The sequence below is a fragment of the Halobaculum sp. EA56 genome, from assembly GCF_051195075.1.
Lineage (GTDB): Archaea > Halobacteriota > Halobacteria > Halobacteriales > Haloferacaceae > Halobaculum.
Genome location: NZ_JBNTJX010000004.1, coordinates 55,370 through 68,031 on the forward strand (window position 1 = coordinate 55,370; position 12,662 = coordinate 68,031).

Annotated in this window: 12 protein-coding genes; 1 reads left to right on the plus strand and 11 read right to left on the minus strand. The window is 68.9% G+C overall.

The genetic code is table 11. The features are described 5' to 3' along the window. Positions 1-24: 24 nt before the first annotated feature. The 11 genes from ACQUQ1_RS08100 to ACQUQ1_RS08150 all read right to left on the minus strand — a co-directional run bounded on the left by ACQUQ1_RS08100 (position 25) and on the right by ACQUQ1_RS08150 (position 11,830). A complete protein-coding gene (locus ACQUQ1_RS08100) occupies positions 25-993 on the minus strand; it encodes a sugar phosphate isomerase/epimerase family protein (RefSeq protein WP_435063776.1) in 969 nt (322 codons plus the stop codon). A 138-nt stretch (positions 994-1,131) separates the two neighbouring features. After that, positions 1,132-2,217, minus strand: a complete 1,086-nt coding sequence (locus tag ACQUQ1_RS08105; RefSeq protein WP_435064120.1) for a CNNM domain-containing protein — start codon at positions 2,215-2,217, stop codon at positions 1,132-1,134. A 146-nt stretch (positions 2,218-2,363) separates the two neighbouring features. Then, positions 2,364-3,446 carry a Gfo/Idh/MocA family protein gene (locus ACQUQ1_RS08110; RefSeq protein ID WP_435063777.1) on the minus strand — a complete coding sequence of 361 codons (1,083 nt, stop codon included), beginning with the start codon at positions 3,444-3,446 and terminating at the stop codon, positions 2,364-2,366. A 63-nt stretch (positions 3,447-3,509) separates the two neighbouring features. Continuing rightward, complete coding sequence (locus ACQUQ1_RS08115; protein ID WP_435063778.1) at positions 3,510-3,704, minus strand: hypothetical protein; 195 nt, start codon at positions 3,702-3,704, stop codon at positions 3,510-3,512. A 1-nt stretch (position 3,705) separates the two neighbouring features. Beyond that, complete coding sequence (locus tag ACQUQ1_RS08120) at positions 3,706-4,884, minus strand: ABC transporter ATP-binding protein (RefSeq protein WP_435063779.1); 1,179 nt, start codon at positions 4,882-4,884, stop codon at positions 3,706-3,708. A gap of 4 nt (positions 4,885-4,888) precedes the next feature. Further along, on the minus strand, positions 4,889-5,827 hold the full coding sequence (locus ACQUQ1_RS08125) for a carbohydrate ABC transporter permease (protein ID WP_435063780.1): 939 nt from the start codon (positions 5,825-5,827) through the stop codon (positions 4,889-4,891). Further along, positions 5,824-6,759, minus strand: a complete 936-nt coding sequence (locus ACQUQ1_RS08130; RefSeq protein WP_435064121.1) for a carbohydrate ABC transporter permease — start codon at positions 6,757-6,759, stop codon at positions 5,824-5,826. Before ACQUQ1_RS08130 ends, ACQUQ1_RS08125 begins: the two co-directional genes overlap by 4 nt. Before the next feature lie 162 nt (positions 6,760-6,921). Next, positions 6,922-8,409, minus strand: a complete 1,488-nt coding sequence (locus ACQUQ1_RS08135) for an extracellular solute-binding protein (protein WP_435063781.1) — start codon at positions 8,407-8,409, stop codon at positions 6,922-6,924. 154 nt (positions 8,410-8,563) lie between these two features. Then, positions 8,564-9,631, minus strand: a complete 1,068-nt coding sequence (locus tag ACQUQ1_RS08140) for a TrmB family transcriptional regulator (protein WP_435063782.1) — start codon at positions 9,629-9,631, stop codon at positions 8,564-8,566. A 107-nt stretch (positions 9,632-9,738) separates the two neighbouring features. After that, on the minus strand, positions 9,739-10,716 hold the full coding sequence (locus ACQUQ1_RS08145; RefSeq protein ID WP_435064122.1) for an aldo/keto reductase: 978 nt from the start codon (positions 10,714-10,716) through the stop codon (positions 9,739-9,741). Between the two features lie 145 nt (positions 10,717-10,861). Further along, the gene (locus tag ACQUQ1_RS08150) at positions 10,862-11,830 is read right to left on the minus strand and encodes an aldo/keto reductase (protein ID WP_435064123.1); all 969 of its coding nucleotides are present in this window, start codon (positions 11,828-11,830) and stop codon (positions 10,862-10,864) included. A 162-nt stretch (positions 11,831-11,992) separates the two neighbouring features. Between ACQUQ1_RS08150 and ACQUQ1_RS08155 the strand changes: the two genes are divergently transcribed. Next, complete coding sequence (locus ACQUQ1_RS08155) at positions 11,993-12,490, plus strand: 50S ribosomal protein L11 (protein ID WP_435063783.1); 498 nt, start codon at positions 11,993-11,995, stop codon at positions 12,488-12,490. Positions 12,491-12,662: the final 172 nt, after the last annotated feature.

Sequence of the window (12,662 nt, forward strand, 5' to 3'; positions counted from 1 at the left end):
GGTGTCTCCGTGGTCCTCGTGAGATTACTCCGCCCAGTACGCCTCGCCGGGCGTCGTCTCGAATATCGCGCGGTCCAGCAGGTCGACGGCCTTCTCCAGCCCCTCCCGCGAGGAGGTGAGCGCGTCCTCGTGCTCGATGGAGAGTGCGCCGTCGTAGTCGACCATCCGGAGGGTGCTCACGACGTCCTTCCAGTGCTCCTCGCCGTGGCCGTACCCCACCGACCGGAACAGCCACGAGCGGTTCGCGCCGTCGGCGTAGTCGGTCGTGTCGAGCACGCCCTTCTCTCGGGCGTTCGACTCGTACACCTTCGTGTCCTTGGCGTGGACGTGGTGGATCGCGTCGCGCTCGCCGAGCACGCGGATCGCCTCCGTCACGTCGACCCCCTGCCAGTAGAGGTGGGAGGGGTCGAAGTTCGCGCCGACGCGCTCGTTCGTCAGGTCGCGGAGCCTCAGCATGCCGTGGGGCTCGTACACGAGCATGTTCGGGTGCATCTCGATCGCGAGGTCGACGCCGTGGTGGTCGGCGTGGGCGGCCAGGTCGCTCCAGTAGTCCTCGGCGACCTCCCACTGGTACGCCTCGGCGTCGGCGTGCTCCGTCGGCCACGGCGCCGTGACCCAGTTGGGCACCTCGTCGTTCGGGCCGCCGGCGGGCAGCCCCGAGAAGCAGGTAACGGTCCCGACGCCGAACTCGTCGGCGAGCTCGACGGCCTCGCGGAGTTCCCGGTCGGCCTCCGCCGCCCGGTCGTCGTCGGGGTGGAGGGGGTTGTTGTGCGTCGCGAACGCGCTCACCCGGAGGCCGTACTCGTCGAGGTCCGCGCGCAGCGACTCGCGGGCCTCCGCGTCCCCGAGCAGTCGCTCGCGGTCGACGTGGTCCTCGCCCGGCCAGCCGCCGACGCCGAGCTCGACCGCGTCGACGCCGATGCCGGCGAGGTACTCGAACGCGTCCGTTCGCGGTTCGCCACCGAGCGGTACGGTCAGTACGCCGATGTCCATGCTCGCGGTTTGTACAACAGTCCGAATAAATCTGTGTGTCGACGCGACGACCGAAGGTCTCGCGGCGGGGCGGGCGACGGCTCGCCCGACGCGGTGTGAGGAGCGACGAGCGCCGTCGGGTCGTCCGCGTCGGCCGCGCTACGCCCCGCCGGCCGCCGACCGTTCCTCGGCCCGCCGGTCCATCGGGTCCTCCAGGTCGCCCATGACCTCCTCGAAGGCGTCCGTGGCGGTCACCAGCCCGCGGATCTCGCCGTCGGACACCACGAGCGCGAGCTCCTGGCCCTCGACCTGGAAGCGGTCGATCGCGTCCGAGACGGTCGCGTCGGGCGAGAGCGTCATCGGCGGCGCCGCGACCTCCCGGAGGTCGGGGTCGGGGTCCGCGATCCGGTCGACCTCGCGGATGAACGCGGGGACGTACACGATGCCGAGGAACTCCTCGCCGTCGTCGCCAAGGAGCGGGAACCGCGTGTGCGGGTGCTCGCGCATCCGCGCGAGGTTCTCCCCCCAGGAGTCCCCGGTCGAGAGGGACACGATGTCCTCGGCCGGGACCATGATCTCCTCGACGGTCCGCTCGCCGACCCGGAGGGCGTTGATCACCTCCTCGCGCCGCTCCTCCGGGAGGTCACCCTCCTCCAGCGTCGAGGAGAGCTCCCGCCGAAGGTCCGCCCGCGACTCGATGACGTCCTCCTCGGTCTCCAGCCACGCGCCGGTCATCTCGATCCCGAACAGCTTCAGGGTCGCCTTGGCGACCCAGTCGCCGAAGGTGATGATCGGCGAGATCAACTTGTGGAAGTAGTACAGCGGCGTCGCGCCGTACCGGGAGACCATCCGCGAGCGCTCGACGCCCAGGTACGTCGGCGTCTGCTCGCCGTGGGTGAGGTGCAGGAGGTTGATGATCAGGAACGCGATGAACGCCCCGGTCCCCACCCCCGCGAGCGCGGTGTTCTCGAACAGCGGCGCGAACAGCGCCGCAAGCGCGGGCTCGGCGACGATCCCGACGGCGATGCTCGAGGCCGTGATGCCGACCTGGCAGGTCGTCAGGTAGATCTCGAGGTTCCCGGTCATCTCCCAGGCGCGTTCCAGCGCCGGGTTGTCGCCGACGAACTCCGACTCGGTGAACTGCCGCGCCCGCGTGAGCGCGAACTCGATCGCGACGAAGAAGCCGTTCGCGAGGATGAGTCCGGCCCCCGCGATCAGCCGCACGACCACCTCCGGCGTGCTCATCGCTGTCGTGACCATCTCGGCCTCCCGTTCCCGACGAGGGAACAAAAACTGGACGGCCGAGGCCCGCCGCGTGCGACCGATCGCGGTTCGTCGCCGCCGCCGAGCGCTCCGCGGCCGCCGACGCCGACGCGACCGTGCGGGCGCCGCTACTCGTCCAGGCGGACCGCGCGCCCCGCCTCGGTGGAGCGGTAGATGCCGTCGATGACGCGCTGGACCGACAGCGCCTCGTCGATGGTGTTGCGCCCCGGCGGCTCGCCGGCGGCGACGGCCTCGAGGAACGTCGCCTGCTCGGCGCGGTGGGTGTCGACCTCGCGGGTGTCGACGGCGGTGTCGGTGAGGTGGTGCCCGCCGCCGACGCCGTTCTCGAACAGCGTCAGCTCGTCGGTGGCCCGGTCGAAGCGGGCGCCCGCCTCCGTCCCGCGGACGAAGAAGTCGTTGTTCGCGGGGCGGTTCGTCGCCCACGCCGCCTCCAGCGAGATCGTCTTGCCCCCGGCCGTGCGGACGAACGCCGACACGGAGTCGTCCACGTCGAAGTCCTCGGGGCCGGAGTCCTCGCCCCACATGTCGATGTAGGTGTAGTCGTCGCGGCCGCCGAACTCCGAGCGGGCGACGCCCGACACCTCGACGACCTCCGGAAAGTCGAGGAAGTGCAGCGCCAGGTCGATCGCGTGGACGCCGATGTCGATGAGGCTCCCGCCGCCGGACACCTCCTTGCTCGTGAACCACGACCCCCGGCCCGGGACGCCCCGCCGGCGGACGTAGTTCGCCTCCACGTGGGTCACCTCGCCGAACCGGCCCTGGTCCTGGTAGTGTTTCAGCACCTCGACGGGCGCGGCGAAGCGGTTGTTGAACCCCACCATGCAGAACCCCTCGGCGTCGCGGGCGGCGTCCGCGATCCGCCGCGCCGACTCCAGCGTGTGTGCCAGCGGCTTCTCCAGGAGGACGTCGAGGCCCCACTCCAGCGCGGAGACGGCGTAGTCCTCGTGGAAGCGGTTCGGGGTGGTGATGAAGACGGCGTCGACCAGGTCGAACAGCTCGCCCGCGTCCTCGAAGGCGTGGGCGTCGAAGCGTCCGACGAACCGCTCGCGGGCCTCCGCGTCGACGTCCATCCCGCCCACCAGATCCGCGCCCAGCGACTCCAGACGCTCCGCGTGGTGGTGTCCGATGCCGCCGAGGCCGATGATGCCGACCCGTACGTCGGACGGGTCGAAGCCGTCGACGAGCGTCATCGACGCACCTCGAAACTACTCGAATACGAGTAACTCATCTCGATCGGGGGAAGGAGAGGGGGGTCAGTATAGTTGTCGTTCCTGTTCCTCCCGCTCGCGGTCGGCCTCCTCCCGCTCGCTGAGGCGGCGACGGCCGCGGAGGTACCGGCGCGCCAGCGGCAGGAAGCGGTTCTTCCCGTCCCGAACCAGCGCGTAGAGCCCGTACACCCACGGGACGAACAGCATCGTCACCGCGAGGAGGTACAGGGCGTCCAGCATCCTACTCGGCCTCCTCCCCGGTCGCGTCGGCGGTCGCCTCCGTGGTCCGAGCGACCCCGTGGACCAATGCCTCCCCGGTGTCGTCGTCGAAGAGGTGGACCTTCGCGCGGTCGAGGGCCACGTCGACACGGTCGCCCTCCTCGAGAGTGCTATCGGGCGAGACGCTCATCAGGAGGCTGTCGTCGCCGCTCACGTCGCCGCCCATCCCGGTCTCGGCGTCCTCGGCGAGCATAAGGTAGACGAAGATCTCGTCGCCCATCGGCTCGAGGACGTCGACCTCGGCGTCGATCAGCTCCGTCGGGTCGACGGCGTCGTCGATGAACTCCTCGGGGTAGACGTCCTCCGGGCGGACCCCGAGCGTCACCGGCGTCCCGGGGGGGATCCCGACGCCGTCGGTCGCGAACGTGACGTCGTAGTGGGCCGACGAGAAGCCGGAGCCGGTCAGATCCCCGTGGGTGAAGTTCATCGCGGGCGACCCGATGAAGCCGGCGACGAACTCGTTGGCGGGCTCGTTGTAGCAGGTCAGCGGCGCCGCGAACTGCTGGAGCTCCCCCTCGTTGAGGACGGCGATCCGGTCGGACATCGTCATCGCCTCCGCCTGGTCGTGGGTGACGTAGATGATCGTCGTCTCCAGTTCCTTGTGGAGGCGCTGGAGCTCGGTGCGCATGTGGACGCGCAACTTCGCGTCCAGGTTCGCCAGCGGCTCGTCCATCAGGAACACCTCCGGCTCGCGCACGATGGCGCGGGCGATGGCGACGCGCTGGCGCTGTCCGCCCGACATCTCGTCCGGCATTCGGTCGAGCATCCCCTCCATCTGGACGATCCGGGCGGCGTCCTCGACGCGACGGTCGATCTCCTCCTTCTCGTAGTTGCGCAGGCGCAACCCGAAGGAGATGTTGTCGTACACGTCCATGTGCGGGAACAGGGCGATGTTCTGGAACACCATCGAGATGCCCCTGTCCTTCGGCGGAAGCGTCGTCACGTCGCGGTCGCCGATCATCACCGTTCCCTCGCTTGGGGTGGTCAGTCCGGCGATCATCTCCATCGTCGTGGACTTCCCACAGCCGGACGGGCCGACGAGCGTGATGAACTCGCCATCCTCGATGTCGAGGTTCATGGCCTCGACCGCGGTCACGTCATCGTAGCGTTTCGTCACGTCGGTGAGTTGAACTCGTGCCATTGTCTTACTCCTTGAGTGCGCCCGCAGTCAGCCCGCTCACGATCTTCTCCTGCGCGACGACGACGAGGATCGCGACCGGCACCACGGCGATGATGCTGCCCGCGGCCATGATGCCGTACGTCACCTCGAACTGGCCGGCGCGCTGGAGGCTCAGCAGGCCGCCCACGATGGGGGCCCAGTTCTCCGGCTGTCCGTTGTTCATCAGCTGGCTGAAGAAGAACTCGTTGTAGACGGCGATGAACGTCAGCACGCCCGCCGTCGCCACGCCCGGCGCCGACAGGGGGATGATGACCCGGAACAGCGCGCCGAGCCGCGTCGTCCCCTCGACCCGCGCGGCGTCCTCCAGCCCGTCGGGGATCTGCCCGTAGAACGTCGTGAGGATGAAGATGGACAGCGGCATGAACAGCGAACTGAACGGCAGGATCATCGCCCCCGGCGTGTTGTAGAGGTTGAGCCCGGAGATCACGTTCCCGGTGAACAGCCGGTAGAGCGGGACGAAGAACGCCGCCGGCGGGAAGTAGCTGATCGCCAACACGAGCAGCATCAGCGGCGCCCGCCCGGGGAACTCCAGCCGGCCGAACACGTACCCCGCGAGGCTCGCCAGCAGCAACACGATCGCCGTCGTCGACAGCGCCAGCACGATGCTGTTGAACATGTATCGCAGGAAGTTGATCTGACGGAACACCTCGAGGAAGACGCCGAAGTCGACGGCGGTGGGCACCAGCTGAAGGCCCGCCGACTCGGGGGTCACTCCCAGCACCAGCAGGAAGTAGAAGGGGAACAGCGTCGTGACGAGGAAGAACAGCGTCGCCACGTAGAACATCGCGCGGTAGGCCCGCTCGGGGTCCTTGATCGTCTTCGCGACCCACCGCTGGAGCGGCCCCCGTTTCAGGTCCGGCTCGCCGTGGGCCCCGCCGTCAGTCCTGGCGTCGTCTCGGCTCACAGGTCACCACCCCGGGCGTACCCGAAGATGTAGAACGACACCACGACGGCGATGATCGCGGCCGTGATGAACGCGATCGTCGCCGACGAGCCGAGCATCCGGTTGTTGAACGTCGTGATCACGAGACAGGACAGCGACGGGATCGTCGTACAGCCCGCGACCGTCTCGATGAGCCCGTAGATCCGCATCGCCTGGATCGTCCGGAACAACATCGCCACCATCACCGTCGGGAGGATGATGGGCAGCGTGATGAGCTTGAACCGCTGCCACGGCGACGCCCCCGCGACCTTCGCCACGTCGTAGAGGTTCCGGTCGATCGACTGCATCCCCGCGAGGATGAGCAGCGCCATGAACGCCGTCGTCTTCCACACGTCGGCCACGATGACGATCATCGTGGCGTCCTGGGCGTTCGCCAGCGGCGTCGTCGTCAACAGGCCGAGTTGGTTCAGCAGCGCCGGGTTCTCCGAGGTGCCGACCAGGAAGCCGATGTTCGGCTGGAACATCAGGAAGAAGATCATCCCCTGGACGACGATCGGGATCGCCCACGGGAGGATGATCGCCACGCGGACCCACCGACGCCCGCGGAACTCCTGGTCGAGCACGAGCGCCTGTACGAATCCGATGATCGTCTCGAAGAACACGCTGATGACCGTGAACACCAGCGTCACCGCGAGCGCGCTGTTGAACATCGCGCCGACCGTGAGCGACTCCGGCAGGAACGGGGACGGCAGCAGCGCCGTCCGTTCGCCGGTGAGGATGGCGACGTAGTTGGTGATCCCGACGAACTCGCCCACGTTCGCCTGACCGAGGCTGTCGGCGAACAGCGACAGCCGGAACGTCGAAAGCAGCGGCCAGAACGCGATCGCGGCCAACAGCAGCATCGCCGGCGTCAGGAGGAGATACGCGTACTGGGCCTCCGACAGGTTCTCCATCCAGCGCACCGCCGACACGTACGGGCCCGTCCGCTCCCGCCCGGGGACCTCCCCCGTCGGTTGTTCGGTGCTCATGACGCTCGGTCGATCGGTCGTTCGAAGTTCATGACACTTGGTACCAATTGTTCATGGCGATAATAAGTGTGTGGTCGGTGTGGGCCGTTACGCCTGACTCTCGATGGACTCGAGCGACGATTTCAGGTCGCTCATCGCCTTGCTCGGGGTCTTCTGCTGACGGATACTGGCGTTGACTTCCTTCGCGATCTGGGTCGACTCCTGGGGCCAGACCGCGGTTACCGGACGCGGGAGCGCGTTCTCGCCGGCGACCTGCAGGCTGTCGACGTACCGGCCGATGACGTCGAGCTGGCGGGTCCGATCGGTGGCGATGAGATCCGGGATCGGGGGGATCCATCCGCCGATCTCGAACATGCGCAGGCGGACGGCGTCCTCCTGGAGCGCCTTGAACAACTGGACCGCCGCACGCTTGCGCACGTCCGACGCGTTCGGGTTGAGCGTGAGGTGCCAACCGCCCAGCGCGGAGGTGGAGCCGCCGATCTTGTCGTACTCCGACTCGCTCTGGGGGACGGTGTACGGGATCGGCATCACGCCGAGGTCCTCCCCGAAGACGTCCTCGGCGGCGTTGATGTTGATCGAGTACGGCCAGTTGCGCAGCGCGACGACGTCGCCGTTGGTGAACGGCTTGCGCGAGGACTCCTCCTTGTACTGCACGACGGCGTCGGGCGAGATATCGGCATAGCCGTCGAGCGCGACGGAGTCGTCGCTGCCGTAGATGAACGTCCGCATCATGCGGATCGCGTTGATCACGTTCTGGCTGTCGACGGTGATCGGCCGGTCGCCGACGGGTCCGAAGTAGTTCTCGAACGCGCCGAAGTACGACCCGCCGTGCGAGCCCATGAACTCGATGAAGTCACAGCAGGACAGCCCCTCGTAGGCGGCGCCCTGCCAGTGGAAGCCGTTCGAGACGTCGGTCGCGTCCATCGTCTCCTTGACGACCTGCGAGAACTTCTTCCAGGTCATCGGCTCGGTCGCCCACGTCTCGAAGTCGGAGTCGGAGTACCCCGCCTCCCGCATCAGGTCCTTGCGGTACTGGATCGTCGGGAAGTCCGCGAACAGCGGGATCCCGAACAGGTCGCCGTCGTTCCCCTGCGCGGTCGCGACCATCGTGTCCAGGTAGTTCTCCGTGACCTGACTGGTGATCGAGGACGGGAGCGTCTCGCTCAGGTTCGCCAGCTGCCCCCGGGCGATGAACGGGATCGTCCACCCGTTGTCCATCATCAGGACCGTCGGCTTCTCCTGCCCCGCCGAGAGGATCTGCTGGTACTGCGACCGGCGGTCGCCCGTCGTGAACGACCCCGCCAGGAACTCGATCGTGATGTTGTCCGGGAGACCGCCGTCCTCCCGGAGCGTCTTGACGATCTCGTCGGACGCGTTCTTGAAGTTCGAGTCCGCCGCGATCTGGATCGTCACATCCTCCTCGGGCGGCTCGGTGTCGATCGGCTCCGCGGTTCCGTCGTCGCCGCCGCCGCCGCCACCCAGACAGCCTGACAGCCCCAGCGTCGCGCCGGATCCGCCCGCGGCGGCGAGGTACGCCCGCCGCGATACGCCGTTCCGTGTGTTGTCGTCGGACATCGGCGAGTAATAGGGAACAATCATTAATATAGCCTCCGGGTTTTACAACCGCCGTTGTAAATAAACGCTGGCGGGCGGTTTCCCGGGGTCCGGGTCGCTACCGGCGTCTCCTCGGGGGTTCGGTTCGTCCCGGCGACAGGACGCGACCCGGCGGCTACGGCGTCGACGGCGCGTCGACGATGGTGAGCCGCGTCCCCTCGATGTCCTCCACGAGGGCGCCCCACCCGCCGACGCTCACGTGGTCCCCGCCGGCGTCGAGGTCGATGGTGACCTGTCCCGCCAGCTCGAACCCGGACCGGGTCTTCGACGCGTACGGGACCCTGACGTCGACGACCGTCCCCTCGACGGTGCGCTCCTCGCCGGTTCCGGTCTCGTACCCCTCGACCCGGAGCCGGACGGGCCCGTCCCGCCAGTCGAGTTCCCGGAGGGCGCGCACGAGGTGGCGGATGTCGAGGTACTCGGCGGGCAGCCCCTCGCTCGCCGCCTCGTACACCGTCTCCCACGGCTCCCACAGGACCGTCAGGAAGTACCAGTAGAACACGTACGTGTGCGTGCGGTCGTTGACGAGCACGCCGTAGCGGTCGTAGGAGTCGGGGTGGTGGGCGAACGACGCCTGCCTGCGGTCGGCGAGCGCGACGAACGGCGCCGGCAGCGGGCGGTGGCGCGCCTCGATACAGACGCCCTCGAACAGGTCGGGGTCGGGCGGCGCCTCGTCCTCGCCGGTGTGGACCGACACGCGCACGGAGACGCCCCGGCCGACGGCGTCCCGGAGGGCCGGCGCGAGGCGGCGGAGGTTCCCGGTCGTCGTCGACAGGAGGATCTGGTGGTTCGCGTTCCGGATGAACGCCTCCGCGCGCTCGATGACCGTCCGGAAGCGCGTGACGATGCTCGCGTCGCCGGCCTCCAACTCCGGCTGTTCCCAGCGCTGTTCGACCTCCTCGGCGGCGGCCTCGAGCCGGTTCGCCCGGCTCCGGAGGTCGTTCAGCACGACCGACGGGCTGTGCGCCCGCGCGCGCAGCGATCCCTCCTCGTAGGTCTCGACGTACTCGCGCTCCTCCAGCGACCGCAGCACGTCGTAGATGCGGGGGGCCGGCACGCCGCTGGCGTCGGCCACGTCGGTCGCCGACGCGGTCCCCAGTTCGAGCAGCGCGACGTACGCGTCCGCCTGGTACGGGGAGAGGCCCGCCGCCTCCAGCGTCTCGACGAGCGACTCGGTCTCCATAGGGGGTGGGTGTGGTGCTCGGGGAAAACCGTACCGTCTGCGGGCGCCGCGCCGGATCGCGGGGGCGGGCCCGAAGCGGGCGTGGGCGGTCCCGCGGTCGCGACGACTCAGTCCTTCCCCGGCGCGGGCCAGCGGGGGGTCTTCGGCGCCTCGATCCGCGCGAGGTCCTCGTCGGTCAGGTCGACCGAGAGCGCGCCGACGTTCTCGCGGAGGTGCTCGCTCGTCCGCGGGCCGATGATCGGCGCGTCGACCACGTCCTTGTGGAGCAGCCACGAGAGCGACACCTGCGCGGGCGTCGCGTCCCGCTCGTCGGCGATGTCGCGGATCACGTCCAGCACGGCCCAGTTCTCCTCGGTGAACCGGTTCCGGGTGTACTCGTCCGCCTCCGCCCGGTACCCCTCCTCGGGGTCGGCGTCGCGCTCGTACTTGCCGGTGAGGAAGCCGCCGGCCAGCGGCGACCACGGGATCACGCCCACGTCCTCGCCCGCACAGACGGGGAGGAGGTTCGCCTCCTCGTGGCGGTCGACAGCGTTGTACTCTGGCTGCATGCAGGTGAACCGCTCGTAGTCCTCGATATCGCTCGTGTAGAGAGCTTTCGTGAACTGATAGGCGGTCATGGTGGAGGCGCCGATGTACCGCACCCGGCCGGTCTCGACGAGGTGATCGAGCGCGGAGAGGGTCTCCTCGATGGGGGTGTTCTCGTCCCAGCGATGGATCTGGTAGAGATCGATGTAGTCGGTGTCGAGGCGGTCGAGGCTCGCCTCCACCTGGTCGAGGACGTGTTTTCGCGAGAGCCCGCTCCCGTTCGGCCCGTCGAACATGTCCCAGTACACCTTGGTGGCGAGGACGAGTTCGTCGCGGTTCGCGGAGGCGACGGTCTCGCCGACGATCTCCTCGCTCTCGCCGGTCGAGTAGACGTTCGCCGTGTCGAGGAAGTTGATGCCCAGATCCAGCGCCTCGTGGATCAGGTCCACGCTCGCGTCGCGGTCGTTCATCATCCACGGCTCGCCGGACCCGAAGTTCATGCAGCCCAGACACAGCCGCGACACCTCCAGCCCGGTGCTCCCGAGGCGCGTGTACGCCATCTCGTGTTCGTCGCTCACGGCGGATGAGAGCGCCCGTGGTTCGATAAGCGTCCCGGCGGGGGCAGCATCCGCGCTCGCGACGTCGGGAACTGCCGCGTCGACGTGCCCGAGACCGACGGCCGCGGCCCGGAGTCGGGACCGGCCCCTACGCGCTCGGGTACCGCGGCGTCTTGGGCGCGGCGATGCGCTCGACCTGCTCGGGGGTCAGGTCGACCGAGAGCGCGCCGACGTTCTCGCGGAGGTGCTCGCTCGTGCGGGGCCCGACGATGGGGGCGGTGACCACGTCCCGTTCGAGCAGCCACGCCAGCGCGACCTGCGCGGGCGTCGCGTCGACCTCCCCGGCGACCGACCGGACGGCGTCCAGCACGGCCCAGTTCTCCTCCGTGAAGTAGCCGCGGACCGACTCGGAGGCGGCCCCGCGGGTGCCGTCGTCGGGGTCGGCGTCGCGCTCGTACTTGCCGGTGAGGAAGCCGCCGGCCAGCGGCGACCACGGGATCACGGCCACGCCCTCGCCCGCACAGACCTCCAGCAGGTTCGCCTCCTCGTGCCGAGCCACCGCCGAGTACTCCGGTTGCATACAGGCGAAGCGCTCGTAGTCCTCGATGTCGCTGGTGTACAGCGCCTTCGTGAACTGGTAGGCGGTCATGGTGGAGGCGCCGACGTACCGCACACGCCCCGTCTCCACGAGGTGATCGAGCGCGGAGAGGGTCTCCTCGATCGGCGTCTCGTCGTCCCACCGGTGGATCTGGTAGAGGTCGATGTAGTCGGTGTCGAGGCGGTCGAGGCTCGCCTCCACCTGGTCGAGAACGTGCTTTCGGGAGAGGCCGCCCCCGTTGGGACCGTCGCGCATCTCGCCGTACACCTTGGTGGCGAGGACGAGTTCGTCGCGGTTCGCGGAGGCGACGGCTTCTCCCACGATCTCCTCGCTCTCGCCGGTCGAGTAGACGTTCGCCGTGTCGAGGAAGTTGATGCCCAGATCCAGCGCCTCGTGGATCAGGTCGACGCTTTCGTCCCTGTCGTTCACCATCCACGGCCGCTCGCTCCCGAAGTTCATGCAGCCGAGACACAGGCGGGAGACCTCCAGGCCGGTGTCGCCCAGGCGGGTGTACGCCATCTCACGTCCGTCGGCGGCGGCGCGCATACGCCCAGTGCCCGCGGGCACGACCCATAACGTCCGGCGATCCCGAACGCGGTTGTCAGCGGTTCTCACGCACGGAAACCCGCCGAGGCGGTCGCAAAGACAATCCTTAAACGACGCGACGGGGAACCCGAACGTATGGCTGGAACCATCGAAGTGCTCGTTCCCGGCGGCGAGGCCAACCCCGGCCCGCCGCTCGGTCCCGAGCTCGGCCCGACGCCGGTCGACGTACAGGACGTCGTCTCGGAGATCAACGAGCGGACCGCCGCCTTCGACGGCATGGAGGTGCCCGTCACCGTCGAGTACGACGACGACGGCTCCTTCAGCATCGAGGTCGGCGTCCCGCCGACGGCGGAACTCATCAAGGACGAGGCCGGGTTCGAGACGGGCTCGGGCGAGCCGCAGACGGACTTCGTCGCCGACATGACCGTCGAACAGGTGCGGAAGGTCGCCGAGCAGAAGATGTCCGACCTGCTCGCGTACGACGTGAAGGCCGCCGCCAAGGAGGTCGGCGGCACGTGCGCGTCCCTCGGCGTCACCATCGACGGCGAGGACGCCCGGACGTTCGACGACCGCGTCGACGCCGGCGAGTACGACGACGTCCTCGTCGACGACGAGGCCGAGGCGACGGCGTAACCCCGGTCCGGTTCCACTTCTCCGCCCGGTCGCCGGTGCTCGGCGACCGGCTCGCTCCCGCGCGCCGGCGAGCGCCGGCGCCGTCGGTCGGGCCGCCGCGCTCGCACGCCGCCCCGGCCGCGCACGGTCCGCGTGCCCCGCCCGCGTCGCCCGTGTGAACGCGAGCCGCGGG

Excerpts from the sequence above, each read along its gene's own strand:
- ACQUQ1_RS08100 (WP_435063776.1), bottom strand. The coding sequence starts at position 993 with ATGGACATCGGCGTACTGACCGTACCGCTCGGTGGCGAACCGCGAACG.
- ACQUQ1_RS08105 (WP_435064120.1), bottom strand. The coding sequence starts at position 2,217 with ATGAGCACGCCGGAGGTGGTCGTGCGGCTGATCGCGGGGGCCGGACTC.
- ACQUQ1_RS08110 (WP_435063777.1), bottom strand. The coding sequence starts at position 3,446 with ATGACGCTCGTCGACGGCTTCGACCCGTCCGACGTACGGGTCGGCATC.
- ACQUQ1_RS08115 (WP_435063778.1), bottom strand. The coding sequence starts at position 3,704 with ATGCTGGACGCCCTGTACCTCCTCGCGGTGACGATGCTGTTCGTCCCG.
- ACQUQ1_RS08120 (WP_435063779.1), bottom strand. The coding sequence starts at position 4,884 with ATGGCACGAGTTCAACTCACCGACGTGACGAAACGCTACGATGACGTG.
- ACQUQ1_RS08130 (WP_435064121.1), bottom strand. The coding sequence starts at position 6,759 with ATGGAGAACCTGTCGGAGGCCCAGTACGCGTATCTCCTCCTGACGCCG.
- ACQUQ1_RS08135 (WP_435063781.1), bottom strand. The coding sequence starts at position 8,409 with ATGTCCGACGACAACACACGGAACGGCGTATCGCGGCGGGCGTACCTC.
- ACQUQ1_RS08140 (WP_435063782.1), bottom strand. The coding sequence starts at position 9,631 with ATGGAGACCGAGTCGCTCGTCGAGACGCTGGAGGCGGCGGGCCTCTCC.
- ACQUQ1_RS08145 (WP_435064122.1), bottom strand. The coding sequence starts at position 10,716 with ATGGCGTACACGCGCCTCGGGAGCACCGGGCTGGAGGTGTCGCGGCTG.
- ACQUQ1_RS08150 (WP_435064123.1), bottom strand. The coding sequence starts at position 11,830 with ATGGCGTACACCCGCCTGGGCGACACCGGCCTGGAGGTCTCCCGCCTG.
- ACQUQ1_RS08155 (WP_435063783.1), top strand. The coding sequence starts at position 11,993 with ATGGCTGGAACCATCGAAGTGCTCGTTCCCGGCGGCGAGGCCAACCCC.